The organism is Veronia pacifica (assembly GCF_001707825.1).
Lineage (GTDB): Bacteria > Pseudomonadota > Gammaproteobacteria > Enterobacterales > Vibrionaceae > Veronia > Veronia pacifica.
The window spans coordinates 1-23915 of record NZ_LYBM01000018.1 but is presented as its reverse complement, the minus strand read 5'-3'; the positions used below and the strand labels follow the sequence as shown (position 1 = coordinate 23915).

Below are 23915 nucleotides of genomic sequence, written 5' to 3'. Positions count from 1 at the left end.
TGTAAAACTTAACGGCTAACAGTTTAAACAAAATCACAAGGGAATGGGGCAGAGCATGCCAAGATTATTCTTTGCACTGGATTTGGCAGAGAAGCAAAACCTCGCTGCCAGAAAGCAAATTGTTGCACTGAAAGCCCAGTTATCAGAGGCAGGAAAGCCGGTACAAGATAACAATCTCCACCTGACGCTTGCGTTTCTTGGCAACGTCACTGCACAGCACACCAGCCGGCTGCGTAAGCAGGCAAACCATATTAAAGCAGGGATCATCGAAACCAATACTGGTGAGCTCGGCTTTTTTAACCGATCCGGCGCAATTTGGCTGGGACTGGACCCTGTACCAGATGGCCTGTCATCACTGGCCAGAACATTACAGAGCCTAAGTTCATCAATTACTGGAAAAGATTTCGATCAAGAGTATATTCCGCACATCACTCTGCTGCGCAATGCTACTGTGCCGCAGCTTGTGCCACTTACTCCGCTATCTTTGACCTTCAGGCGATTCGGATTATTTGTTTCTGAACCCGACCCTGAACAAAAAGGTGCGCGTTACCAGTGCCTTCAGCACTGGCCATTGAACGAAGGACATACAGGTGAATTTTGATCCACCGCTTGAATCGGCCACTCTGTTACGCCGCTACAAACGCTTTCTTGCAGATATACAACTCCCGGACAATAGCATCCGAACAATCCATTGCGCCAATACAGGTGCAATGACAGGGTGCGCTGAGCCTGGCGATACGGTGTGGTTTTCCACGTCAGATAACAAAAAAAGAAAATATGCCAACAGCTGGGAACTCACCGAGACCCGCACGGGTCATATGATTTGCGTTAATACAGCAAGGGCTAACCAGTTAGTGATTGAGGCCATAAAAATGGGCCGCGTTCCTAGTCTGGACGGATACACAGAATTACGTACAGAAGTCAGCTATGGGCTGGAAAATAGCCGTATAGACATCTTGTTGCAATCTGAAGGCCGTAAAGACTGCTATATTGAGGTAAAAAGTGTCACGCTTCTGGAGCATGAAGATCAGGGATACTTCCCAGATTCAGTGACAACCCGAGGCCAGAAACACCTGCGCGAGCTTGCTGCTATCGCTGCAGATGGCCAACGTGCTGTACTATTTTTTGCAGTACTTCATTCTGGTATTAATCGGGTTTCTGCGGCAAAACATATAGATGCGGTCTATAATCAGTTGCTTATAGAGGCAGAGCAAATGGGTATTGAGATTATCTGCTGTAAAGCAACGCTTTCGCCCAGTGAATTGAGCATAAAATTTGAACTTCCATTCTCTCATATTTGAGAAAATTGCAATTATGTTCACATTGGATCTGATAAGCATAAAACAAAGATTGCCTACCCATGGGCTTTCTGCTATAGATACCGCCCTCTTTTGACCGAGTAGGTCAAGGTGTATTTAGGAGAACGCTGAATGCCAGAAAGCAAAGTAAAAAAATCGCTGGGCATCCTGGCAATTGCCGGGTTAGAGCCCTATCAGGAAAAGGCGGGCGAGGAATACATGAACGATGACCAAGTCGATCATTTCCGTAAGATCCTCCAAGCATGGCGTAATCAGCTCAGGGAAGAAGTAGACAGAACCGTTCATCACATGCAGGATGAAGCGGCAAATTTTCCTGACCCTGTTGACCGTGCAGCGCAGGAAGAAGAGTTCAGCCTTGAGTTACGTAACCGTGACCGCGAGCGTAAGCTAATCAAGAAAATTGATAAAACGCTTCAACGACTCGAAGACGATGACTTCGGTTTCTGCGACTCGTGTGGTGTAGAAATTGGCGTTCGCCGACTGGAAGCCCGTCCGACAGCCGATCTATGTATCGACTGCAAAACACTGGCTGAAATCAAAGAAAAACAAATGGCGGGTTAAGCCCCCTGTTTTTTATCGCGTGCGAATGAGAAAAGGGAGCTGTTGGCTCCCTTTTCCTGTTAAAGAGCTATGAATCAGAAATATATCGGGCGTTTTGCGCCCTCGCCTTCCGGACCACTGCATTTTGGTTCCCTGATCGCTGCATTAGGGAGTTTTTTGCAGGCACGGGCAAATGGTGGCCAATGGCTGGTTCGTATTGAAGACATCGACCCACCCCGGGAAGTGGCAGGTTCTGCCAGTGCCATTTTGCGTACCCTTGAAGCCTATCAACTTCAATGGGATCGCGACGTCTTGTATCAAAGTAACCGCACTGAGGCATATCAGCATCAAATTGACCAATGGCTGTTATCTGGCGAAGCTTATTATTGCCAATGCACGCGACGACAGATAAAAGACAGCGGGGGCATTTACCGGGGAACCTGCCGTCATCGCGTTTTAGGGCCTGACGGTTCAGGTGTGCGATTAATGATAGATTCCCCTGTCACCACTTTTTCCGATCTAAGGCACGGTGACATTACGCTTGATAAAGCAATGGCGGCAGAAGATTTCATTATTAAACGCCGGGATGGACTTTTTGCATACAACCTTGCCGTGGTGCTCGACGATATTTATCAGGGAGTCACTGAGGTTGTGCGCGGGGCAGACATGATTGAGCCAACAGGCAGACAGCGCGCTCTTTATCACAAGCTCGGCGCAGCGCCTGTCAGTTACCTTCATTTACCCTTAGCGTTGAATAGCAAAGGTCACAAACTGTCAAAGCAAAATCATGCACCTGCTATCGACAATCGTCACCCCGGACCAGCACTTGAAGCGGCATTAGCGTTTCTAGAGTTGCCCGTCCCTGTCGAGCTGTCAGGTGCATCGGTATCGGAGCTGCTGGAGTGGGCCGTTACCAACTGGCAACCTATGCGTTTGCCAGCCGAAACTGAAGTGATCACGGCATTCTAAAATGTGGTCTATTGATGTACTATATGCCGTCATTTTATTGCCTGACCTGTTAAAACGAGGTGAGTTATCTTTAATCGAGTTACCAGCTTTTGCCGCAAGGTTCTAAATCTGAAAGACAATGAGCACAATTTCAGTGAGCTTGCACCTTTGGTGATCCCTCGCGATGAGCACGGTATATCACGAAAAGATATCAGCGAAAATGCGCTGAAAGTGCTCTATCGTTTGAATAAGAACGGCTTTGACGCCTACCTCGTTGGTGGCGGTGTTCGCGACCTGCTATTGGATACTGAGCCCAAAGACTTCGATATTGCTACCAATGCAACACCGGAAGAAGTCAGAAAGCTCTTCCGCAACTGTCGTCTTATCGGTCGTCGCTTTCGTCTGGCTCACATTCTGTTTGGACGCGAAATTATTGAGGTAGCAACGTTCCGCGGCCATCATATGTCTGATGCAGGAAAGAACACTGCATCTCAGTCCAGTGACGGTATGCTGCTTCGTGACAACGTCTACGGCAGCATAGAAGAAGACGCTCAGCGTCGTGATTTCACCGTGAATGCACTGTATTACAACATCGCCGATTTTTCTGTCCGTGATTATGCTGGCGGTATCGCCGATCTCAATGACAGAGTTATCAGACTGATTGGCGATCCGGAAACCCGTTACAGGGAAGACCCAGTGCGCATGCTACGTGCGGTTCGCTTTGCTGCCAAACTTGATATGTCGATCAGCGAGGAAACTGAAGCGCCTATCCCGCATCTTGCCCATTTGTTGAAAGACATTCCATCTGCTCGCCTGTTTGAGGAAAGCCTCAAACTGCTGCAATCCGGTCAGGGACTGGATACTTACTTATTGCTCCGCGAACTGGATTTATTCGAACCCTTGTTCCCTATCCTCGATGAACATTTTACCGAGGACATGAGCAGTAAGACCGAACAAATGCTGGAAATTGTCCTGCGTTCAACTGATCGCCGCATCGGTTCAGGTCAACGCATTAATCCTGCATTCCTGTTTGCAGCGATGTTGTGGTACCCGGTCACCATTCGCACGGAAGAAATATCGTTCGAAAGTGGTCTGAGTTACTACGACGCCTTCATGGTTGCGTCAAATGACATCATTGATGAGCAGGTCAAGACACTGGCCATTCCACGCCGCTTCACCGCGATGATCCGTGATATATGGCTACTGCAGCTTCGTCTCAGCCGTCGAACGGGCAATAGAGCATTTAAACTGCTTGAGCAGCCCAAATTCCGCGCCGCTTACGATTTCCTCGAAATGCGTGGAGAAATTGAAGGTGGGCAGATTGCAGAGCTTGCAACATGGTGGCGCGATTTCCAAAGCGCGGGTAATGACAACAAAAAGACCATGCTGCAGGATCTAAACAAAGCGACCGGGAATAAGAAAAAGCCCCGTCGTCGTCGCAATCCGAGCAGACGCCGCAAGCCGCAGGCGAATAAAGAAACATGAACAGGGTGTATATCGCCATAGGCAGTAACCTTGGCGATCCGATTAAAAAAGCCAAAGACGCCATTGAAGCCCTGAAATCGTTGCCGAAGACAAAATGGGTAGCTGCTTCATCACTGTATAGCAGTAAGCCTATGGGTCCATCCGATCAACCTGATTATGTGAATGCCGTGGTATCCATAGATACCACTTTGTCGCCTCACAATTTACTCGACCATACCCAGTCCATAGAACTGGAGTTTGGCCGGGAGAGAAAAGCGGAACGCTGGGGACCCCGTACGCTGGATCTGGATATCCTGCTCTACGGGGCTGAAAAAGTCGAAGACGCCAGATTAACGATTCCACACTACGGGATGAAAGAACGAGAATTCGTTCTTTATCCACTCGCCGAAATTGCACCTGACTTACACCTGCCAGACGGCAGCGCACTCCGCCAATGGGTGGAAGCGACAGACAAAAATGGGTTGACAGTCATTTGCTGATCACCTGAATAACGTGTAAGCAGGGGTAGGGAGAGAAAATGAAAAAAGTAACAATTAACACCTTAATTGCATGGAAGCAGGAAGGGCGTAAGTTTGCGTCGGTCACAGCCTATGATGCAAGTTTTGCGCAACTTTTCGAACAGCAACAAATGCCGGTTTTACTGGTTGGCGATTCCCTCGGGATGGTGCTGCAGGGTAAAAACGACACACTGTCCGTCACCATTGACGAGATTGCCTATCACACCCGCAGTGTCAGAGCCGGCAGCCCCAATAGCTTCCTAATGGCAGATATGCCATTTATGAGTTACGCCACCCCCGAGCAAGCATGTCAAAATGCCGCTAAGCTAATGAGCGCTGGGGCAAACATGGTGAAGCTTGAAGGTGGAGACTGGTTAGTCGATAGCGTAAAAATGCTGACTGAACGCGCGGTGCCTGTCTGTGCTCACCTCGGTTTAACCCCTCAATCAGTCAATGTATTTGGTGGGTTTAAAGTTCAGGGCCGTGATCAGGCTGCTGCTGAAAAAATGGTTGCGGACGCGCTGGCACTGGAAAAAGCAGGGGCACAAGTCATTGTCCTTGAGTGCGTTCCTGTTGCACTGGCTGAACAAATCACCAAGTCGGTCAGTATTCCCGTGATCGGTATCGGCGCAGGGAATGTCACAGACGGACAGATTCTGGTCATGCACGATATGTTCGGCATTTCAGCCAACTACATGCCGCGTTTCTCGAAAAACTATCTCGCAGTAGCGGGTGATATGCGCGAAGCTGTCTCACGTTATATTGCGGAAGTGGAAAGTGGTGAGTTTCCCTCTCCTGACCACACTTTTAATTAAGGATTCGTTGCTGTATGCAAGTTGTCGCCGAGATCTCCCCGATCAGAGAACAGGTCGCCAAATGGCGACGTGAGGGCAAGAAGGTTGCCTTCGTACCCACCATGGGCCACCTGCACGACGGTCACATGGCACTGGTACGCAAAGCCAGAGAACTGGCTGATCATGTTATTGTCAGCATCTTCGTCAATCCTTTGCAGTTTGAAAAAGTGGATGACCTGAACAATTACCCACGCACACTTGATGAAGATACCTCACTATTAAATAGTGAGGGGGTTGAGCTGGTTTTCACGCCAACACCAGACATTATGTACCCTGAGGGACTGGAACAACATACGTCTGTTGATGTACCTGGCTTGTCATCGATTCTTGAAGGACAATCTCGCCCGGGCACTTCCGTGGAGTATCGACCGTTGTCACCAAGCTGTTCAATATCGTTCAGCCAGATGTAGCCTGCTTTGGCGAAAAAGATTTTCAGCAACTGGCATTAATACGCAAGATGACTGACGATCTGGCACTGCCCATTGACATCATTGGTCTGCCTACTGTCCGTGAGATGGATGGGCTTGCAATGAGTTCGAGAAACAGTCGACTGACTGTTGATGAGCGTCAACGTGCGCCTGTTTTGGCAAAAACCTTACGCTGGATCAGCAGCCAACTGCGCGGCGGAAGGACTGACTTTAACGATTTGGTGCTCGATGCTCATGACCAGCTCAGAGCCGCTGGACTTGAACCGGACGAGATCTTTATCCGTGATGCTGCTTCGTTACACGCGCCAAATGATGACACCAATCAACTGGTTATTCTGGCGGCTGCCTTCCTTGGTCAGGTTCGACTCATCGATAACCTCGTGGTGGACATGACACCTGCGTCGACACAAGAAACAAGTAGTAAAGAGGATTGACCTCTTTAATAGAAAAAACGCCAGCTAAATTGCTGGCGTTTTTTTGTTACGATAAGCTATTCGTCAGGTTTTTAACCCAATACCACGACTAATTAAATACCAGGCAATGGTATAAAGCCCAATAATGAATGCCAGTAACACCCCAAAAGACGTCACAATACTGACATCAGAAACGCCGAGAAAACCATAACGAAACGCATTGACCATATAAACCACTGGATTAAGTTTCGATATGCCCTGCCAAAACTCAGGTAGTAAGGAAAGCGAGTAAAAGACCCCTCCGAGATAGGTCAGTGGCGTCAAAACAAAGGTTGGTATGATGGTGACATCATCAAAGCCCTTGGCAAAGACAGCATTAATTAGCCCGCCCAAAGAAAACAACACTGAGGTCAAAAAGACCGTCGCAACAATAATTCCCGCGTGAGCAATACTCAAATCAACGAAGAAAAGAGAGATGAGGGTAACCAGAAAACCCACAGCAAGTCCCCGCCCTACACCGCCGCCGACATATCCCGCAATAATAATGTAGTTAGGAACAGGAGCGACTATCAACTCCTCTAAATTACGCTGATACTTTGCACTGAAAAACGATGAGGCAACATTGGAATAAGAGTTGGTGATCACCGACATCATGATCAGTCCCGGTACTATGTAGGTCATGTAGCTAAAGCCATCCATCTCACCGATCCGACTGCCAATCAGATTACCGAAAATCACAAAATACAGGCTCATGGTCACAACGGGTGGAATAAGTGTCTGAATCCAGATGCGGGTAAACCGGTTAATTTCCTTCGCCAACAGACTTTTGAGCGCGACCCAGTACAATTTATTCATCTGACGTCTCCATACTTTCGCCGACTAAACTGACAAAAAGCTCTTCCAGACGGTTCGCCTTATTGCGCATCGACAATACCTGAATACCTTGAGCGGACAACTGCTCAAATACCTGATTCAGGCCGATGTCTTTATGTACCTCAACTTCCAGAGTATGGTCGTCGCACTGTTGCCAACTGACACCATGAAGGTATTCCACCTTACTGCCCGCGGTGAGGTCGAAAATAAACGTCTCCAAATCCAATTTGTTAAGCAACTTTTTCATCGAGGTATTCTCGATAAGTTCACCCCGGCTGATAATACCGATATTGCGGCATAGCATCTCAGCCTCCTCAAGGTAATGGGTGGTTAGGATGATGGTGATACCCTGCTTGTTTAGGTTTTCTAAAAAGCCCCACATAGAGCGTCGCAACTCAATATCAACCCCCGCCGTTGGCTCGTCCAGAATCAAGAGCTTGGGTTCGTGCATAAGGGCACGGGCAATCATAAGACGACGCTTCATCCCTCCCGAGAGGTTACGTGAACGTTCCTTTCGTTTATCCCACAGATCAAGCTGAATCAGATACTTCTTTGCTCTTTCTTTGGCAACATGGCGCTCTACCCCATAAAAACCAGCCTGATTAGTTACAACCTGCTCGACTGTCTCGAACTGGTTGAAGTTAAACTCCTGAGGGACCAGACCTATCTGCCGCTTTGCCTTGACCAGATTGGCATCCAAGCAGTGACCAAATACTTTTACAGAGCCGGATGTTTTATTTACTAAAGAGCAAATAATGCCGATGGTTGTTGATTTACCAGCACCGTTCGGACCAAGTAACGCATAGAAATCTCCCTCAGATACAGTGAGGCTGATCCCTTTTAATGCCTTTACTTCTGTGCCGTAAACCTTAATTAAGTTATCTATCTCTAATGCATACATGGAATTAAAATATTTACTTACTATTAGCAAAAAGTCTCGGACATGTTCCGACCAAAAGTACTGTATAGTAAGGCCAAAAATGTAAATAGGTAACCGTTATGGCACAAATTAAGCAGTTATTTGCTAACAACCTCGAATGGTCAAAATCAATTAAGGATAATGATCCGGCTTACTTCGCGGAGCTTGCCAAGGAGCAACATCCGGAATACCTTTGGATCGGCTGTGCAGACAGCCGAGTCCCAGCAGAGCGCCTGACTGGTCTCGACTCTGGCGAACTGTTCGTTCACAGAAATGTTGCCAACCAAGTGATCCACACTGATCTTAACTGCTTGTCAGTGATCCAGTACGCGGTTGATGTACTCAAAGTAAAACATGTGATTGTCTGCGGCCACTATGGCTGTGGTGGTGTTAAGGCTGCGATTGATAACCCTCAGCTTGGGCTGATCAATAACTGGCTTTTACACATTCGTGATTTGTATTTAAAACACATAGATTTTCTGGAAACCAAGCCGGAAAATGAGCAAGCCAACCTGTTATGCGAGATCAACGTCGCGGAGCAGGTCTATAACCTCGGCAATTCAACTATTCTCCGTTCAGCGTGGGAGCGTGGTCAGGAAGTAAAATTACATGGCTGGTTCTATGACCTCAACGACGGCATTCTGCGTGATTTAGGTGTGACAGCGACAGATAAGCAAAGTCTTGAAGATAACTACACGTCTAGCATTGCAACGCTGACAGGAAAAGCCGAATAAGCTTGGATGGCGGGTGAATTGTAATTTTGGCTAGTCACTAACAATTAAAAAGCGGTCATATGACCGCTTTTTTTCGTTTATCTTGGTACTTAGTCTTCCAAAGGAACAACTTTGCCAATAAACGGCAGGTGGCGGTACTTCTGGGCGTAATCAATACCCACACCCACTACAAATTCGTCAGGGATACGGAAGCCATACCAATCAACATTCACTTCGACTTCACGGCGCTCAGGCTTATCGAGGAGTGTACAGATACGTATTGATTTAGGTTCACGTAACTCTAAAATCTCGCAAACTTTGCTCAGCGTATTACCGGTATCAATGATGTCTTCAACCAGCAAAATATCTTTACCCTTGATATCGTCATCCAGGTCTTTAAGAATGCGCACGTCACGGGTGCTTTCCATCGCATTTCCATAGCTCGAAGCCGTCATGAAATCGACAGAATGTGGGATATCAATGACACGGGCGAGGTCAGCCATGAAGACAAATGAGCCCCTCAGCAAACCCACCATGACAAGATCTTCTGATCCCTCATAGCATTTTGTGATCTCAGCCCCTAACTGCTGAATTCTCTCCTGTACTTCCTGTTCCGAAATTAAGACTTCTACGGTATGTTTCATATTAAACCCCGACGGAGCACCGCCATAGCAACCTGTTAATTCAAGGTCGCACATTCTAGCACCCGCTGGGCGATGTTCCTATAACTACTAATTACTGTTTTTTCGGCGTGGATCATCTGTAGTAGCGTTGTAATGCAACTGGTTGCTAATGTACACTTTCTGCGCAATAAAAATAATCTAATAAAACAGTCACATAAAACATTTAATAAGTTGGCAGGAAATAATAATGACGACATCTAATGGACGAGTTCGTACACGACTGTCCCCACAGCAACGTAAGGAACAACTACTTAATTGTGCTTTAAATGCCTTCGCTCGCAGGGGTATTGCGAGAGCAGGTCATGCTGATATTGCTGATGTAGCAAACGTTTCCGTTGCGACAGTTTTTAACTACTTTCCCTCACGGGATGAACTGGTTGAAGCTGTCCTTAATGAGGCAGAGCGCGAGTTTACTTCTATTCTAAGTAACAGTGTTACTCAGGAGCCCCACTCTCTTCGCGCCTCACTTAACCGCGTCACAGCTGAAGTCATTGACGCAGCTCTCGATGAACAGGATTGGCTCAAAATCTGGTTTGAGTGGAGCACGTCGATTCGTGAGAATATCTGGCCTCAGTTTGCGAAAAGTAATCAGAAGTTTATCGATAGATTATCAGAGCAATTTCAGGCTGGGATGGCACGTGACGAGCTAAACAGCCCGCATACACCAGAAGACCTTGCGAGTATGGTAAATGGTATCATTTACATGCTTTACCTCCATGCTAACCAGCATGCGGATAAAGAGCAATTAACCAGTAAGGCACAGGCCTACATCAATGTTTTGATGGAAGCATGATCTGCCGATAAACATAAAAAACCGACGCAAATTGCGTCGGTTTTTTTTACTCAATCATTACGGAAAAGCACAGGTTTGTGTGGCCTGATATCCACTTTTACCTTATCGCCATGGTCCAATATCTCACTGGAATACACCATCAATGACTGACCGTTAATGTTGACGAGATAACGGCAATTATCACCCATAAAGTGAACTTCACTGACCACTCCTTTGCCATCATCATCAGGGCTGATTTTGAGGTTCTGCGGTCGAATCAACCATGATAAATCACCACTTTCCGGCTTATTTTCAAGAGGCCAATCACCCAGAGGCGTTTTCATATTGGCACTGCCGTTCACAGACACAGGTATATAAGATCCATGACCGAGAAAATCAGCAACAAAGCGACTGCTTGGTTGATGATAAAGCGTCGCAGCCGAACCATACTGTTCGATGATGCCGTGGTTCATCACTGCCAGTTTGTCAGCAAAAGCAAACGCCTCTTCCCGGCTGTGGGTAACAAATATCGCGGTGACGCCGTGAGATTTGAATATGTCACGTATCTCTTTTATCAGGCTATGTCTGACTTGGGTATCGATATTAGAAAATGGCTCATCGAGTAACAAAAGATCTGGCTCACAAGCCAATGCACGTGCAATCGCAACGCGCTGCTGTTGACCACCTGACAATTGGTGTGGGTAACGTTTTTCAAGGCCATCAAGGCGCACCAGCGATAACATCTTCTCAATCTGTTTTTTCACTGTGCCCTGATCCTGACCTCGCAGACCAAACGCGACATTCTCCCCTACGGTTAAGTGCGGAAAGAGCGCGTAGTCTTGAAATATCATACCAATATTGCGTGACTCAGGCGGAACTTGCGTTTTTCCATCGGCGATAACTCTGCCATTGATACTCAATGATCCCGATTCAAGAGGTAGTAGACCGGAGATTGCCTTCAAAAGCGTTGTTTTTCCGCAACCACTTGCACCAAGCAAACAAACGATATCACCGCGTTCAACGTCAAAAGAGAGGTTTTTCAACACAGACTGCCCGTTGTATTTACTGCTCAGGGCTTTCACTGATAAGGCCGTACTCATTTGTGTGTTTGCTCCAACGAACGATTGATCAGGATTAATGGAATTAATCCGACAAGCACCAGAAGAATGGCAGGCATTCCCGCATATTCAAGCTGCTCATCTGATGCATAATTAAAGACATAGGTCGCCAGTGTCTCAAAGTTAAATGGCCTAAGTAGAAGCGATGCATTCAGCTCTTTCATTGACTCAATAAATACCAATAGCGCCGCGATGAGACACCCTCTTCGAATAAGAGGTAACTGAACTCGGCTAAAGGTGAGTCTGGCATTGCACCCCATAGTACGTGCCGCCATATCAAGCGACGGCGAGATTTTCGACAGGCTGCTTTCCACACTGCCGATGGCCACAGCACTGAAACGAACCACAAAGGCCGCGATGAGTGCGAACATAGTACCGGAGAAGAGCAGACCCGGCCGCCCCATATCAAACTTAACTGCAATAAAGTTAACGATGTGGTCGGCACTAGTCAACGGGATCAAAACACCAATAGCAAGCACAGTGCCGGGTACAGCATAACCCAGTGATGAGATCCTATTGGGCACTTTACTTAGGGACGAACCCCGGAAGCGGGGATAGATATTAACCAAAATGGCGATGAACAATGCAATACATGCAGCAATAGAGGAAATGTAAACACTGTTAATGCTGTACTGAACAAAATCGGTAAAAGAGCTGTCCGAAATATAGTCGACAGCATAAAACACAAGCTGAGCCATCGGGGCGGCAAAGGCGAGAATAAACAGCCCCCAACACCAAACAGCTGCTACAACTTTTTTCCATCCAGTCAGAATCTCTTTCTCTACTTGATCAGGTGCTGCACTCTGACTGAACAGCTTTTGCTTTCTTCTGCTATACCGCTCACCACTGATCAATAAGAAAATAGCTAAAAGCATGAAGGCAGAAATTTTTGCCGCAGCATTAAGGTTGGAGTACCCGAGCCAAGTATCATAGACAGCTGTAGTAAGAGTGTTCACCGCAAAAAAATGAACGGTTCCAAAATCACCCAAGGTTTCCATCGCTACCAAGGAAGCACCGACCGCAACAGCAGGTCTGGCTAGCGGAAATGAGACCCGAAGAAAACTGTGCAACGGCGAACAGCCGAGTAGCCGGGCAGTATGGGTCATTGTCCGGCTCTGCTCCATAAAAGCGGTACGTGCCAGGAGATAGATATATGGGTGTAAAACCAGTGCAAGTACAAAGCATGCGCCTGGCAGTGTCCGAATATCAGGAAACCAATACTCTGAAGCGCTTTGCCAGCCCATCACATCACGGAGATAAATCTGGACGGGCCCAGCAAAATCGAACCAGTCAGTGTATATATAGCCAACAATGTAGCCGGGGATAGCGAGCGGTAATACAAGGGCCCACTGAAGAACACGGTCGCCCGGCACCCGGAAAGATGCCATAAGCCAAGCAGAAGGGACTCCCATCAACAAAGACAGTACTACGACGCCGGACACTAGCAAGAGCGTGTTTGAAGTGTAGGTGCCCATTACGCTGGCGAGTAAATGACTAAAAAGATCGTCGGTCTGACCGAACGACGTAATGAAAATAGCCAGAATGGGCAAAGCCAGCAGCAAGGAAACTCCCCAGCTACTGGCCTTTAATAATCTATTTTTTTCGAGCATTGCCTACCACTAATCAGGCATATTAAAAAGACAAAAAGGGCGCATAGCGCCCTTCTCTACCCATATGATTACAGGTCGAACTTAACTTCATCCAGAAGTTTCATTGCTTTACTATGGTTTTCAGCAATGGTTTCCAGAGGAAGATCGTCTGCACGGTAGTCACCCCAAGATGCAACCAGCTTAGAACGTTTGACACCTGGTTTAACAGGCTCTTCGTAGTTCACTTCTGAATACATTTCTTGAGCAGCGTTAGACGTTAAGAACTCCATCAGCTTCTGAGCGTTTTCTTTATGCGGAGCATATTTTGCCATCGCCATACCACTGATGTTGACGTGAGTACCGTATGCTTTCTGACCAGGCTGGTTGATATAAACAGAGTTCGCCCATGCAATCTGGTCTTTGTTTGCCAGCATTTTACCTAAGTAGTAGCTGTTACCCAGAGACACATCACACAGACCTTCAGAGATTGCTTTAACCTGAGCACGGTCATTACCTTGTGGCTTACGAGCAAGGTTCGCTTTCACGCCTTCAAGCCACTTCTTAGTTTCAGCTTCACCATGGTGTGCAAGAATGGCTGATACCAGTGAAACGTTGTAAGGATGCTTACCAGAACGGGTACAAATTTTACCTTTCCAGTTTGACTTAGCCAGATCCATATAGTCGAAAGACTCGCCCAGCTTTCCAACGCGATCACGTGATGAATACACAACGCGTGAACGAAGTGTCAGTGCAACCCAGCGGTCTTCGCTGTCACGGTATTTAGCAGGTACGTTGCTGTCGATGACTTTACTATCAACTGGTTGAACCAAATCCAGTTTCATCAGCTCCATCAGACGCGAGATATCTACAGTCAAAATAACATCAGCAGGGCTGTATTCGCCTTCTTGCTTGAGCTTCTCAGCCAAGCCTTTTTTCGCGAATTTAATGTTAACTTTGATACCCGTTTCTTTCGTGAACTCTTTCAACATAGGTTCAATAAGAAACGGTTGGCGGTAGGAATAAACGTTTACTTCTTCAGCTGCAGACACAGTGCCTGCTCCCAAAAGACCCGCCAAAACAGCAGTGCTTAGTACTATTTTTTTCATAGCTTCACAATCCTTGGTGTTAATGCTAATAAGAACTTTTATCAATACGGATTGAGTATACAGTGTGAAATCAGAACCGCAACTTTATGAATCAAACCGCTGGGAGTACAACAAAAAAATTCTCACCCATAGATGAGAATTTCATCTTAAATACAGTTTGTGAGATTTTTACATATCAAAATCCCACAAGAATATGCTACTTCACACTGACGAACTCGGGGTATGCATCCACACCACAATCGTGAAGATCCATGCCCGCCATCTCTTCTTCTTCAGATACCCGGATGCCCACAGTTGCTTTGAGGACAGCCCATACCGCGAGGCTTGCACCGAATACCCAAGCAAAAATAACCGCCGCACCGATAAGCTGGGTGACGAAGCTGGCATCAGCATTACTAAACGGTACTACCATCAGTCCGAAGAATCCGCAAACACCGTGAACAGATATAGCACCAACAGGGTCATCAATCTTCACTTTATCAAGACCGACAATACTGACGACAACCAATGCACCGCTTACTGCACCAACTAGCACTGCCGCAAGTGGTGATGGAGACAGAGGGTCTGCCGTTATCGCCACCAAGCCTGCAAGCGCACCGTTAAGCACCATGGTCAGATCAGCTTTACCCCACGTCATTTTACAAAATGCCAGTGCTGCAATCGCACCTGCTGCAGCCGCTGCGTTAGTATTCAGAAAAATTTGACCTACTGCTGTCGCATTCTCAAAGTCAGATACCATCAGCTGTGATCCGCCGTTGAACCCAAACCAGCCGAACCAAAGAATAAAAGTACCAAGCGTCGCAAGTGGCAAGTTAGAGCCAGGAATAGGGTAAATTTGACCATTCTTACCATATTTCCCCTTACGGGCTCCCAATAAAAGCACACCAGCTAATGCCGCAGCTGCACCAGCCATGTGAACGATTCCAGAGCCCGCAAAGTCGCTGAAGCCCATTTCAGATAAGAAACCGCCGCCCCAAGTCCAGTAACCCTCGACCGGATATATAACTGCCGTCAGCACAACAGAAAATATCAGGAAAGACCAAAGCTTCATCCTTTCTGCTACCGCGCCAGAAACAACTGACATCGCTGTTGCAACGAAGACAACCTGGAAGAAGAAATCAGATTCTAAAGAGTGGTCGGCGCCTTCGGCCTGAGTGCCGATCAATGCACCAAACGAAGGTAACCACCCAGCTTCTGCATTATCAACGTACATGATGTTGTAACCCACCAGCAGGTACGTAGTACAAGCGATGGCATACAAACAGATATTTTTTGTTAATATTTCTGTCGCATTTTTTGAGCGGACCAGGCCCGCTTCGAGCATAGCGAAACCTGCCGCCATCCACATAACCAACGCGCCCGACATCAAGAAGAAAAAGGTGTCCAGTGCGTAACGAAGTTCAGTGACTGTTGTTGTTAAATCCATTTTTACCCCCTCAACCTTAAAGTGCTTCCGTGTCCATTTCGCCAGTTCGTATACGCAGTGCCTGCTGAAGGTCGTATACAAATATCTTTCCATCGCCGATCTTGCCGGTATGTGCTGCTTTGGTTATCGCTTCAATAACCTCATCAACATTTTCACTGTTAACCGCTATCTCCAGCTTCACTTTTGGCAAAAAATCAACTTGGTACTCAGCTCCACGATACAGCTCGGTATGACCCTTCTGACGGCCAAATCCCTTCACCTCACAGACAGTCATACCATCGACACCGACCTCTGACAGTGCTTCGCGAACATCATCTAACTTAAATGGTTTTATGATCGCATTGATTATTTTCATTCCCCTCTCCTTGAGCCATTCTGTTCTCTATTGCTTGTCTGACAATCAAGTGGTGTGCCAATTTTTATTTTTAATACTTTTCAATACTTTAAATAATAAAATATAAATAAGTAGATATTAGCGCACCAAAATAGTGCATTAAATTCACTATTGTTAAGCAGAAATAATGGGCGGTAGATTCGCGCACCACAGTGACGCAATGCGCAAAGATAGGGAGTGGTAAGGGGTGATAAGTGTTGTTTTTACAGGTAGGCTAATCAACGGCCGTAGCGTTTGATGAAGTCTTGCCATGCTGTGACAAGTTTAACGAAATCTTCCAGACCACACAGAGAAATACTTTCATCGTCATACTCCCGAAGGTCTTCCCCTGAGTCATTTTCAGGCTCTGAATCTACACTATTAAGCACTGAATTAGCCTGAATGAGGGCTTCCTCCCGGTTAACGGTCAGATGGAACTCTTTACCGGGCATATTCCAGTCTTGCTCAGACTGCGATACGTCTTCAACCGCACTCAGAAGCTTAGAAATGGCGGCTGAATCAGTACCTAACTCATCAACCAACCAACGCCCCAGCGCTTCATGCCCCATAGATAATTCGGCATGAAAGCTGTCATCTAATGTATTGCGGCGAAATTCGTAATCCACGTGCGTTCCTCAGTATAACCAGTCAAAACCAGACATTGTCTTGAAAGATGACAATGATTCAAGCTCAATTGCTTTATATGGAAAAAATTGGACACATGAGTATCAATTAATTGTACTTATTCACTGAGTATATCTACCGTTTCGTCCTGCCCGCGTATCAAAGGTTGCACTTATGGGGAATTTGTCGTTGATATTCAGAAGAAATGTGAAAATAAAAAGCCCTCTGAAGACAGAGGGCTTTTTTACATTTACAAAGCTAAAGTGATCAGACTGCAGCCTGAATAATCACGTCGTCAGCCTTATTAGTGTACTGATCCATGTGGTGGAAGTTCAGGTAGCGATACGTATCGGCAGCTGTTGCGTTAATCTGCTCGGCGTATTCCAGATACTCCTCAACAGACGGGATTTTACCCAGCATAGCACCCACCGCCGCCAACTCAGCAGACGAAAGATAAACATTCGCGCCAGTACCAAGACGATTAGGGAAGTTACGGGTTGATGTTGATAGTACTGTCGCACCATCAGCAACACGGGCTTGGTTACCCATACACAGCGAACATCCCGGTGTTTCGATACGCACTCCGGCACGACCATAAATACCGTAGTAACCTTCTTCTGTCAGTTGGTCACGGTCCATCTTAGTTGGCGGAGCAACCCACATACGGGTAGACAACACGGTGCCCGCTTTATCAAGCAGCTTACCCGCAGCACGGAAGTGACCAATGTTAGTCATACAACTACCGATGAAGACTTCGTCAACCTTATTACCCGCGACCTCTGACAACAGACGTGCATCATCTGGGTCATTTGGCGCGCACAGAATAGGCTCGTTGATTTCAGCGAGATCAATCTCGATGATTTCTGCATATTCTGCATCTTCATCAGCTTCCATCAGTTCAGGATTGGCTATCCACGCTTCCATGGATGCGATACGGCGTTCGATGGTACGGCGGTCACCATAGCCTTCACTGATCATCCACTTGAGCATAACGATGTTCGATTGGAGATACTCAGTAACTGATTCCTGAGACAGCTTAACCGTACAGCCAGCAGCAGAACGCTCAGCAGATGCATCAGACAGCTCGAATGCCTGTTCAACCGTAAGGTGCTCAACACCCTCAATTTCCAGAACACGGCCAGAGAATGCGTTGATTTTACCAGCTTTCTCAACGGTCAGCAGACCCTGCTTAATCGCATAATAAGGGATCGCATGAACCAGATCGCGTAATGTAATACCCGGCTGCATCTCGCCTTTGAAGCGAACCAGAATAGATTCAGGCATATCCAGCGGCATAACGCCTGTCGCCGCTGCAAACGCGACCAGACCAGAGCCTGCAGGGAATGAAATACCGAGTGGGAAACGCGTATGCGAGTCACCACCTGTACCGACTGTATCCGGCAGCAACATACGGTTCAGCCATGAGTGAATAACACCATCACCCGGACGCAATGAAACACCGCCACGGTTCATGATGAAATCTGGCAATGTGTGGTGAGTAACAACATCGACCGGCTTGGGATACGCTGAAGTATGACAGAAAGACTGCATAGTCAGGTCTGCAGAGAAACCAAGACAAGCGAGGTCTTTCAGTTCATCACGCGTCATTGGACCCGTCGTATCTTGGGAGCCAACGGTGGTCATCTTGGGTTCACAGTAAGTGCCCGGGCGGATACCCTCTACACCACACGCTTTACCGACCATCTTCTGGCCAAGCGTAAAGCCTTTGCCTGTGTCAGCCACTGACTGAGGCAGACGGAAAATATCAGAGGCAGGTAAATTAAGCGAGTTGCGCGCTTTTTCAGTCAAACCACGACCGATAATCAGGGGTATACGACCGCCTGCACGTACTTCGTCATAAAGTACATCCGTTTTCAACGAGAACGTTGAAAGAAGCTCATCGCCTTCATGGCTGCGAACTTCACCTTTGAACGGATAAACGTCAATCACGTCGCCCATGTTGAGCTTGGAAACATCCAGCTCAATTGGCAAGGCACCAGCGTCTTCCATTGTATTAAAGAAGATAGGAGCAATTTTGCCGCCCAGACAGAACCCGCCTGCACGCTTGTTAGGAACATTTGGAATGTCATCGCCCATGAACCATAAAACGGAGTTAGTTGCAGATTTACGAGATGAGCCCGTACCCACAACATCGCCCACGTAAACCAACTGATGGCCTTTTTCTTTCAATGCTTCGATTTGCTTGATTGGACCAATGACACCAGGTTGATCTGGTTCAATACCCTCACGGACGTTTTTTAGCATTGCCAACGCATGTAGTGGGATATCAGGGCGTGACCACGCATCAGGGGCAGGAGACAAGTCATCCGTATTGGTTTCACCTGTGACTTTAAAGACAGTCAGGGTAACTTTTTCAGGAACATTAGGCTTGGAAAGGAACCATTCAGCTTCTGCCCAAGACTCTATAACCTGTTTAGCATGTTCGTTACCTGCTTTTGCTTTTTCTTCTACATCATAGAAGGCATCGAACATGAGAAGGGTGTGAGACAGTGCTTTTGCCGCCAGTGGGGCGAGTGACGCGTCATCAAGTAGCGAGATAAGTGGCTCAATATTGTAACCACCTTGCATAGTGCCGAGGAGCTCAACCGCTTTCTCTTTACTCACCAGAGGTGAACTGCACTCGCCTCTCGACACAGCAGCAAGAAAACCAGCCTTTACATAAGCAGCTTCATCAACACCCGGTGGAATGCGATTTTCCAGCAACTCAATCAGCGTGTCTTCTTCACCGGCAGGCGGATTTTTCAACAGCTCGAGCAAACTTGCCGTTTGCTCCGCATCCAGTGGCTTAGGGGCAATCCCCTCTGCAGCACGTTCTTCGACGTGTTTTCGATAGGCTTCAAGCACGACTTTTTCCTCATCATTGCGGTCCGACTATTGCGCCAGACATCCTTGGAATAGAACTCGGCGTACCAGGCTGGCAATTTAAGGATAGCCGCCAACGCAAATGCTGGGTGCCTGTGCGACCGAGCGGGCATGTTATCACTTTTTAACCAAAAGTTAAAATTAACTCCCATAAGTCAACATATGTTTTGTAGGTGTATGATTTAAAATACGCCTGCTGAAAACAGCACTATGTTAACTTTAAAATTGGGTGCCCAAACTCAGATAAAACGAATCGTCCCCGGTCTCTGCATAGCCATATGCCACCACAACCGGGCCTATCATTGTATCTACCCCGGCAAATATACTGCCAGCATTGTAAAATGGTATGTCTTTTATTGAAAAATCAGGGTTATTCCACACTGCACCACGTTCTAATGATGCACCAATGTAAACGGGTGTCTTAAATAAGCCAAAATCATTATCCTGGAGACGATAACGATAAATGGCAGAAGCAAACGCCAGATTGTTCCCCAAAAGCCGCTGTCGCGGGAAGCCTGACAGGTTAAATAGACCTCCCAGCCCCTTAGGTTCAATTAACAATGAACGCGGCTGATACGCAAAACCTGAGATATCTTCAACGATCGCTGAGGTACGAGAATAACTCACCCTCCCATACAAGGTGTGTTTGCCGTAACTTTCAGCATGTAACGCCTCCAGTTCAAGCTGCCTAGCATCAAGGGTGCCCTGGTCCGAGTTTTCGTAGAACCGAATTTCGTCATGCAGCCAACTGTGTGTCAGGGAGAGGTAACTGCCTTCAGCGGGGAAAACACGGTTATCCAGTGTATCCAATGTCATTCTTAGATACGGCCGCTTCCTGAGAAAGTTCTTGTTGTTCTTACCGCCCAATCTTTTTTCATCACCCAGCAGGTACTGATAACCCACAGTGAACTCTGACCAAAGTTCTGGCTGCCAAGTCAGTTCTGTTCCCATTTCCCACTCAGAATAGTCGGCCGTCTCGGCGATGTCGTTATCTCGATCAATGATAGGTTCATCGTCAGATTGGCGATAACGTGCAAATTGATTAACTGAGTATTGTCCCCAGATAATGGAGTGAAACTCTTGGCTGGCCGTCAGCGGGGCATCAAGCTCTACTCTCGCGACTTTGTCATTGCCAAGCTCTAGCTGTGTCACCAGTTCAGCCCCATACTCGCTCAGCCCCGTATTGGTGATACGGACCCCTGCTGAATATAAGGTGTTAGTGTTAAAATCGTCTTCAATCGCAAACCTAAAGTCGAGGAAACTCGGACCCCAACTTCGCTCCCTTGCCTCCAGATGAAGCTCATTTTCTCCATCCACCTGATGCACTTCATAGCCAATCGATTCGAATCTATCTAAGGCGTTCAAGTTCTCGATAGATTTTTCCAGTTCATGAGTATCAATCTTGCCTGTGGAAATTTTAAGCCGATCCATGAGCACCTGATCAGAGAGTGGCGTCTGATTGTCAATGACAACCTTAGCGACTTCAATTTGGTCGGCATACTCTAATTGTTTTCGCCTCTTCTGCTTCCTCTCAACATAAGCCTGATAGTCAGCTGAAGACACAATTAAATTTGACAGGCTGGACTCAGCCAAATGGGCAGCCTGATAGCCTTTCTGCAATGCTTCAGGCATCCGGTAAAAATCAGCAGTATGCATGTCACCAACATCAGGCCGAAGCAGAATGTCATCTTTAGACATTTTGGCAATCTGTGCTTCCGTGCTGTTCCGGACCATAAAGTTAATTAACTGGTTACTGACTTGATAGAAGCTCTTTAGCTTGTCGGCTTTAACATAGTCGGTGCCAATATCCACAGCAATAATGATATCGGCTCCCATCTCTTTCAATACATCAACAGGCATATTATTGACTGGACCGCCATCGACCAGCAGGTGACCATCCAGCTCCACCGCAGGTAATGCTCCCGGTACGGACATACTGGCCAGCATTGCCTTACTAAGCACTCCCTTATCAATGACAACGGGCGTCAACTTTTCGATATCCGTAGCAACCGCCCGAAATGGCAGCACCAAGTTGTCAAAAGAGGAAAATGCAGGCAAAGACCCTGTCGATTCGCGAAGAATTCGCTTCATGTACTGACCTTGGACAATACCCTGCGGCGTTTTTATTTCGGTACCTTCATAGCCGATATTGGCCTGAATATTGAACCTGTCATCCGACGCTTTAGTGCGGACACGTCGCTTGCCACGCTTTTCTCTGTCCTGATAGCCTTTCTTCCACTCAATCGACTCAAGCAAAACATGAATGTCATCTGCCGACATACCGGACGCATATAGGCCACCCACGTAGGCCCCCATACTGGTGCCCGCAATATAATCAACCGGAATATGCATTTCTTCCAGTGCCTTAAGCACGCCAACATGAGCAGCACCTTTTGCCCCGCCACCGCCGAGTGCAAGACCTATTTTTGGTCGTGATAAATTTTCATTCGCCGAGGCTAAAGATGAAACAAACACTGCCGACAACATGATTGCCGCAGTTATTATCCTGCCCAAAGAAGATGTAAATATCATTGAACGCAATTCCAAAATATTGATCTTTCAAAAAAGTAAACCATCAACACGATGCCGCGCAGTTAAGCGGTTCTCGGAGGGAAACATGAAGCCCACACACCTGACTATAAAGCAAAAGCTGATTCTCGCGTTAGTGTCTGCGGTGATCACCACCGCTGTTATTCTCAGCTCAATGAGCCTCTACAAATCATATAGTACCGTCAAACATCGCCTGATGGACAGAGAGCTTCCCATGACTCTCGCCAGTATCAGTCATCAACTGGAGAGTGATGTCAGGTTGTTGGAAAATGCCGCACAACAATTAGCCACCAACCCCATGATTGCAAAGGCCGTCGAACAGCCTGACTCGGAAGAGAGCCAGCAGCAAATCGTCGATACGTTGAGAAAAATCAGGCAGCAGTATGGGTTAACAGATGCGTCACTGGCAAACCGCTCGTCAGCACACTACTGGAATCAGAATGGTTTTTTACGTCAGCTCAATCGCGAGCAGGATAACTGGTTCTATCAGTTCCGCGACTCTGGCAAAGCAAAAATGACACACCTCTTTCGTGAACCTAACGGTGACATGAAGCTCTTCGTCAATTACCAACTGACTAACAGCTCAACTCTCGCCGGTTTGTCTCGCTCAATGGATAAAATGGTGAATATGCTCAACCAATTTACCATTGAAAAGACAGGATTCATCTATCTTGTCGCGCCCGATGGCAAAATCAAACTGCATAAGAACACTGGCCTTATCGACTCCCAAAATATTCGTCAGCTGTATTCTGGCGACACAAGTCCCCTATTGCGCAAGGGCAGTGTGAATATCATTTCGGCACAGCACAAAAACAAAGATGTAATTTTGGCGTCCCAGTACGTGCCCGCTCTCGGCTGGTATATGGTGGCAGAAGTTCCTGAAGGTGAAGTATTCGCACAGCTATATGCGACGGGCAAAACTATTGTGATCATATCCTTTATAGTCTGTCTTGCATTTGCTTTCATTGCTGTTTTCGTCGCCGCCAGTATCGTGCGCCCAATTACTAGGTTGGCTGATATCTTCAAGGATATCGGAGAAGGTCAGGGAGATCTCCGTCAGCGTATACCTGTCGAAAGTAAAGATGAAATTGGGCAGCTTGCTGAAGGGTTTAATAGCTTTGTCAGTCAGATTCATCGCCTGATCACTGATGTATCAGACACCAGTAAATCACTTAACCGTGCTGCAGAAACTGTGTCATATCAAGCGAAAACAACTGAGGACAATAGCGGTAGTCAGCGAGACCGGACACTTCAGGTGGTTGCAGCCATCAATGAAATGGGTGCTACGGTAAGTGAAATAGCATCAAATGCTGCACACGCTGCCGACTCTGCCAATCAGGCCGCCAACGAAACATCAACGGGTCAACAGGTGGTAACATCAGGCCGTGACACCATCAATCAACTCGCCCAAGACATGAATAAAATGGCTGACGTGATCAGCACACTTGCCAATAATACCCATGCTATTGGCAGCATTCTTGAAGTGATCCGGGGGGTTTCAGAGCAAACCAATCTTCTGGCTCTCAATGCCGCGATTGAAGCAGCAAGGGCCGGTGAGCAAGGGCGAGGCTTTGCCGTTGTTGCTGACGAGGTAAGAAGTCTGGCCAGCAGAACCGCGCAATCGACCAATGAAATCCAGACCATGATCGACCAGCTCCAACAGGAAGCACAAAATGCGGTCATTGCGATGGAACACTCTCAGGCACTAACCGGAGAGGGGGTGACGGCTGCCGATAATGCTTCGGGAACCTTGGCGCAGATCAATCAGCAAATCATATTGATCTCAGACATCAACACCACTG

General features: G+C 47.2%; 21 protein-coding genes and 1 pseudogene. 11 read left to right on the top strand and 11 right to left on the bottom strand.

From position 1 onward, the window contains the following. Nucleotides 1–55: 55 nt before the first annotated feature. From thpR to panC, 8 genes and pseudogenes are all read left to right on the top strand, one after another. On the top strand, nucleotides 56–601 hold the full coding sequence (gene thpR / locus A8L45_RS11110) for an RNA 2',3'-cyclic phosphodiesterase (RefSeq protein WP_068902236.1): 546 nt from the start codon (nucleotides 56–58) through the stop codon (nucleotides 599–601). Next, entirely contained in the window at nucleotides 591–1301 is a 711-nt protein-coding gene (gene sfsA / locus A8L45_RS11105) for a DNA/RNA nuclease SfsA (RefSeq protein ID WP_068902234.1), read from the top strand. The genes thpR and sfsA overlap by 11 nt, the downstream gene beginning before the upstream one ends. A gap of 129 nt (nucleotides 1302–1430) precedes the next feature. Next, entirely contained in the window at nucleotides 1431–1880 is a 450-nt protein-coding gene (gene dksA, locus A8L45_RS11100; RefSeq protein WP_068902231.1) for an RNA polymerase-binding protein DksA, read from the top strand. A gap of 69 nt (nucleotides 1881–1949) precedes the next feature. After that, on the top strand, nucleotides 1950–2828 hold the full coding sequence (gene gluQRS / locus A8L45_RS11095; RefSeq protein ID WP_068902228.1) for a tRNA glutamyl-Q(34) synthetase GluQRS: 879 nt from the start codon (nucleotides 1950–1952) through the stop codon (nucleotides 2826–2828). 66 nt (nucleotides 2829–2894) lie between these two features. Then, complete coding sequence (pcnB, locus tag A8L45_RS11090; RefSeq protein WP_083228304.1) at nucleotides 2895–4292, top strand: polynucleotide adenylyltransferase PcnB; 1398 nt, start codon at nucleotides 2895–2897, stop codon at nucleotides 4290–4292. After that, a complete protein-coding gene (gene folK, locus A8L45_RS11085) occupies nucleotides 4289–4771 on the top strand; it encodes a 2-amino-4-hydroxy-6-hydroxymethyldihydropteridine diphosphokinase (protein WP_068902223.1) in 483 nt (160 codons plus the stop codon). Before pcnB ends, folK begins: the two co-directional genes overlap by 4 nt. A gap of 38 nt (nucleotides 4772–4809) precedes the next feature. Continuing rightward, the gene (gene panB, locus A8L45_RS11080) at nucleotides 4810–5604 is read left to right on the top strand and encodes a 3-methyl-2-oxobutanoate hydroxymethyltransferase (RefSeq protein WP_068902221.1); all 795 of its coding nucleotides are present in this window, start codon (nucleotides 4810–4812) and stop codon (nucleotides 5602–5604) included. Between the two features lie 14 nt (nucleotides 5605–5618). Further along, nucleotides 5619–6505, top strand: a pseudogene (gene panC / locus A8L45_RS11075) (pantoate--beta-alanine ligase). A 63-nt stretch (nucleotides 6506–6568) separates the two neighbouring features. On the opposite strand, the gene A8L45_RS11070 reads toward panC, so the two are convergent. Both A8L45_RS11070 and A8L45_RS11065 read right to left on the bottom strand, forming a co-directional pair. After that, a complete protein-coding gene (locus A8L45_RS11070; protein ID WP_068902219.1) occupies nucleotides 6569–7339 on the bottom strand; it encodes an ABC transporter permease in 771 nt (256 codons plus the stop codon). After that, nucleotides 7332–8258 (bottom strand): ABC transporter ATP-binding protein, encoded by a 927-nt coding sequence (locus A8L45_RS11065; protein WP_068902217.1) that lies wholly within the window; start codon nucleotides 8256–8258, stop codon nucleotides 7332–7334. The genes A8L45_RS11070 and A8L45_RS11065 overlap by 8 nt, the downstream gene beginning before the upstream one ends. A gap of 98 nt (nucleotides 8259–8356) precedes the next feature. Between A8L45_RS11065 and can the strand changes: the two genes are divergently transcribed. Then, the gene (can, locus tag A8L45_RS11060; RefSeq protein WP_068902215.1) at nucleotides 8357–9010 is read left to right on the top strand and encodes a carbonate dehydratase; all 654 of its coding nucleotides are present in this window, start codon (nucleotides 8357–8359) and stop codon (nucleotides 9008–9010) included. A gap of 89 nt (nucleotides 9011–9099) precedes the next feature. Here the strand turns inward: can and hpt are convergent, their stop codons facing one another. Further along, nucleotides 9100–9633, bottom strand: coding sequence for a hypoxanthine phosphoribosyltransferase (hpt, locus tag A8L45_RS11055; RefSeq protein WP_068902346.1), 534 nt, complete (start codon nucleotides 9631–9633; stop codon nucleotides 9100–9102). Between the two features lie 226 nt (nucleotides 9634–9859). On the opposite strand from hpt, the gene A8L45_RS11050 reads away from it, so the two are divergent. Further along, nucleotides 9860–10465, top strand: a complete 606-nt coding sequence (locus A8L45_RS11050; RefSeq protein ID WP_068902213.1) for a TetR/AcrR family transcriptional regulator — start codon at nucleotides 9860–9862, stop codon at nucleotides 10463–10465. A gap of 50 nt (nucleotides 10466–10515) precedes the next feature. Here the strand turns inward: A8L45_RS11050 and A8L45_RS11045 are convergent, their stop codons facing one another. The 8 genes from A8L45_RS11045 to A8L45_RS11010 all read right to left on the bottom strand — a co-directional run bounded on the left by A8L45_RS11045 (nucleotide 10516) and on the right by A8L45_RS11010 (nucleotide 22095). Further along, a complete protein-coding gene (locus A8L45_RS11045) occupies nucleotides 10516–11544 on the bottom strand; it encodes an ABC transporter ATP-binding protein (RefSeq protein ID WP_068902211.1) in 1029 nt (342 codons plus the stop codon). Further along, on the bottom strand, nucleotides 11541–13172 hold the full coding sequence (locus A8L45_RS11040; protein WP_068902209.1) for an ABC transporter permease: 1632 nt from the start codon (nucleotides 13170–13172) through the stop codon (nucleotides 11541–11543). Before A8L45_RS11040 ends, A8L45_RS11045 begins: the two co-directional genes overlap by 4 nt. 68 nt (nucleotides 13173–13240) lie before the next feature. Continuing rightward, on the bottom strand, nucleotides 13241–14257 hold the full coding sequence (locus A8L45_RS11035; RefSeq protein WP_068902207.1) for a Fe(3+) ABC transporter substrate-binding protein: 1017 nt from the start codon (nucleotides 14255–14257) through the stop codon (nucleotides 13241–13243). 196 nt (nucleotides 14258–14453) lie between these two features. Beyond that, nucleotides 14454–15683 (bottom strand): ammonium transporter, encoded by a 1230-nt coding sequence (locus A8L45_RS11030; protein WP_068902205.1) that lies wholly within the window; start codon nucleotides 15681–15683, stop codon nucleotides 14454–14456. Between the two features lie 16 nt (nucleotides 15684–15699). Continuing rightward, a complete protein-coding gene (gene glnK, locus A8L45_RS11025; RefSeq protein WP_068902203.1) occupies nucleotides 15700–16038 on the bottom strand; it encodes a P-II family nitrogen regulator in 339 nt (112 codons plus the stop codon). Nucleotides 16039–16295: 257 nt separating this feature from the next. Next, on the bottom strand, nucleotides 16296–16682 hold the full coding sequence (locus A8L45_RS11020; protein ID WP_068902201.1) for a YacL family protein: 387 nt from the start codon (nucleotides 16680–16682) through the stop codon (nucleotides 16296–16298). Between the two features lie 265 nt (nucleotides 16683–16947). After that, nucleotides 16948–19545: a bifunctional aconitate hydratase 2/2-methylisocitrate dehydratase gene (acnB, locus tag A8L45_RS11015; protein WP_068902200.1), complete on the bottom strand. Its 2598-nt coding sequence runs from the start codon at nucleotides 19543–19545 to the stop codon at nucleotides 16948–16950. Between the two features lie 237 nt (nucleotides 19546–19782). Further along, complete coding sequence (locus A8L45_RS11010; protein ID WP_068902198.1) at nucleotides 19783–22095, bottom strand: patatin-like phospholipase family protein; 2313 nt, start codon at nucleotides 22093–22095, stop codon at nucleotides 19783–19785. Between the two features lie 85 nt (nucleotides 22096–22180). Here A8L45_RS11010 and A8L45_RS11005 point away from each other — a divergent pair. Then, nucleotides 22181–23915 (top strand): methyl-accepting chemotaxis protein (locus A8L45_RS11005; RefSeq protein ID WP_068902195.1); only part of this gene is annotated, 1735 nt, incomplete at its 3' end.

Coding starts and splice junctions, on each gene's coding strand:
- gluQRS (WP_068902228.1), top strand. CDS start 1,950: ATGAATCAGAAATATATCGGGCGTTTTGCGCCCTCGCCTTCCGGACCA.
- folK (WP_068902223.1), top strand. CDS start 4,289: ATGAACAGGGTGTATATCGCCATAGGCAGTAACCTTGGCGATCCGATT.
- can (WP_068902215.1), top strand. CDS start 8,357: ATGGCACAAATTAAGCAGTTATTTGCTAACAACCTCGAATGGTCAAAA.
- A8L45_RS11045 (WP_068902211.1), bottom strand. CDS start 11,544: ATGAGTACGGCCTTATCAGTGAAAGCCCTGAGCAGTAAATACAACGGG.
- A8L45_RS11035 (WP_068902207.1), bottom strand. CDS start 14,257: ATGAAAAAAATAGTACTAAGCACTGCTGTTTTGGCGGGTCTTTTGGGA.
- A8L45_RS11010 (WP_068902198.1), bottom strand. CDS start 22,095: ATGATATTTACATCTTCTTTGGGCAGGATAATAACTGCGGCAATCATG.
- panB (WP_068902221.1), top strand. CDS start 4,810: ATGAAAAAAGTAACAATTAACACCTTAATTGCATGGAAGCAGGAAGGG.
- A8L45_RS11040 (WP_068902209.1), bottom strand. CDS start 13,172: ATGCTCGAAAAAAATAGATTATTAAAGGCCAGTAGCTGGGGAGTTTCC.
- thpR (WP_068902236.1), top strand. CDS start 56: ATGCCAAGATTATTCTTTGCACTGGATTTGGCAGAGAAGCAAAACCTC.
- A8L45_RS11030 (WP_068902205.1), bottom strand. CDS start 15,683: ATGGATTTAACAACAACAGTCACTGAACTTCGTTACGCACTGGACACC.
- glnK (WP_068902203.1), bottom strand. CDS start 16,038: ATGAAAATAATCAATGCGATCATAAAACCATTTAAGTTAGATGATGTT.
- dksA (WP_068902231.1), top strand. CDS start 1,431: ATGCCAGAAAGCAAAGTAAAAAAATCGCTGGGCATCCTGGCAATTGCC.
- A8L45_RS11065 (WP_068902217.1), bottom strand. CDS start 8,258: ATGTATGCATTAGAGATAGATAACTTAATTAAGGTTTACGGCACAGAA.
- A8L45_RS11050 (WP_068902213.1), top strand. CDS start 9,860: ATGACGACATCTAATGGACGAGTTCGTACACGACTGTCCCCACAGCAA.
- A8L45_RS11070 (WP_068902219.1), bottom strand. CDS start 7,339: ATGAATAAATTGTACTGGGTCGCGCTCAAAAGTCTGTTGGCGAAGGAA.
- hpt (WP_068902346.1), bottom strand. CDS start 9,633: ATGAAACATACCGTAGAAGTCTTAATTTCGGAACAGGAAGTACAGGAG.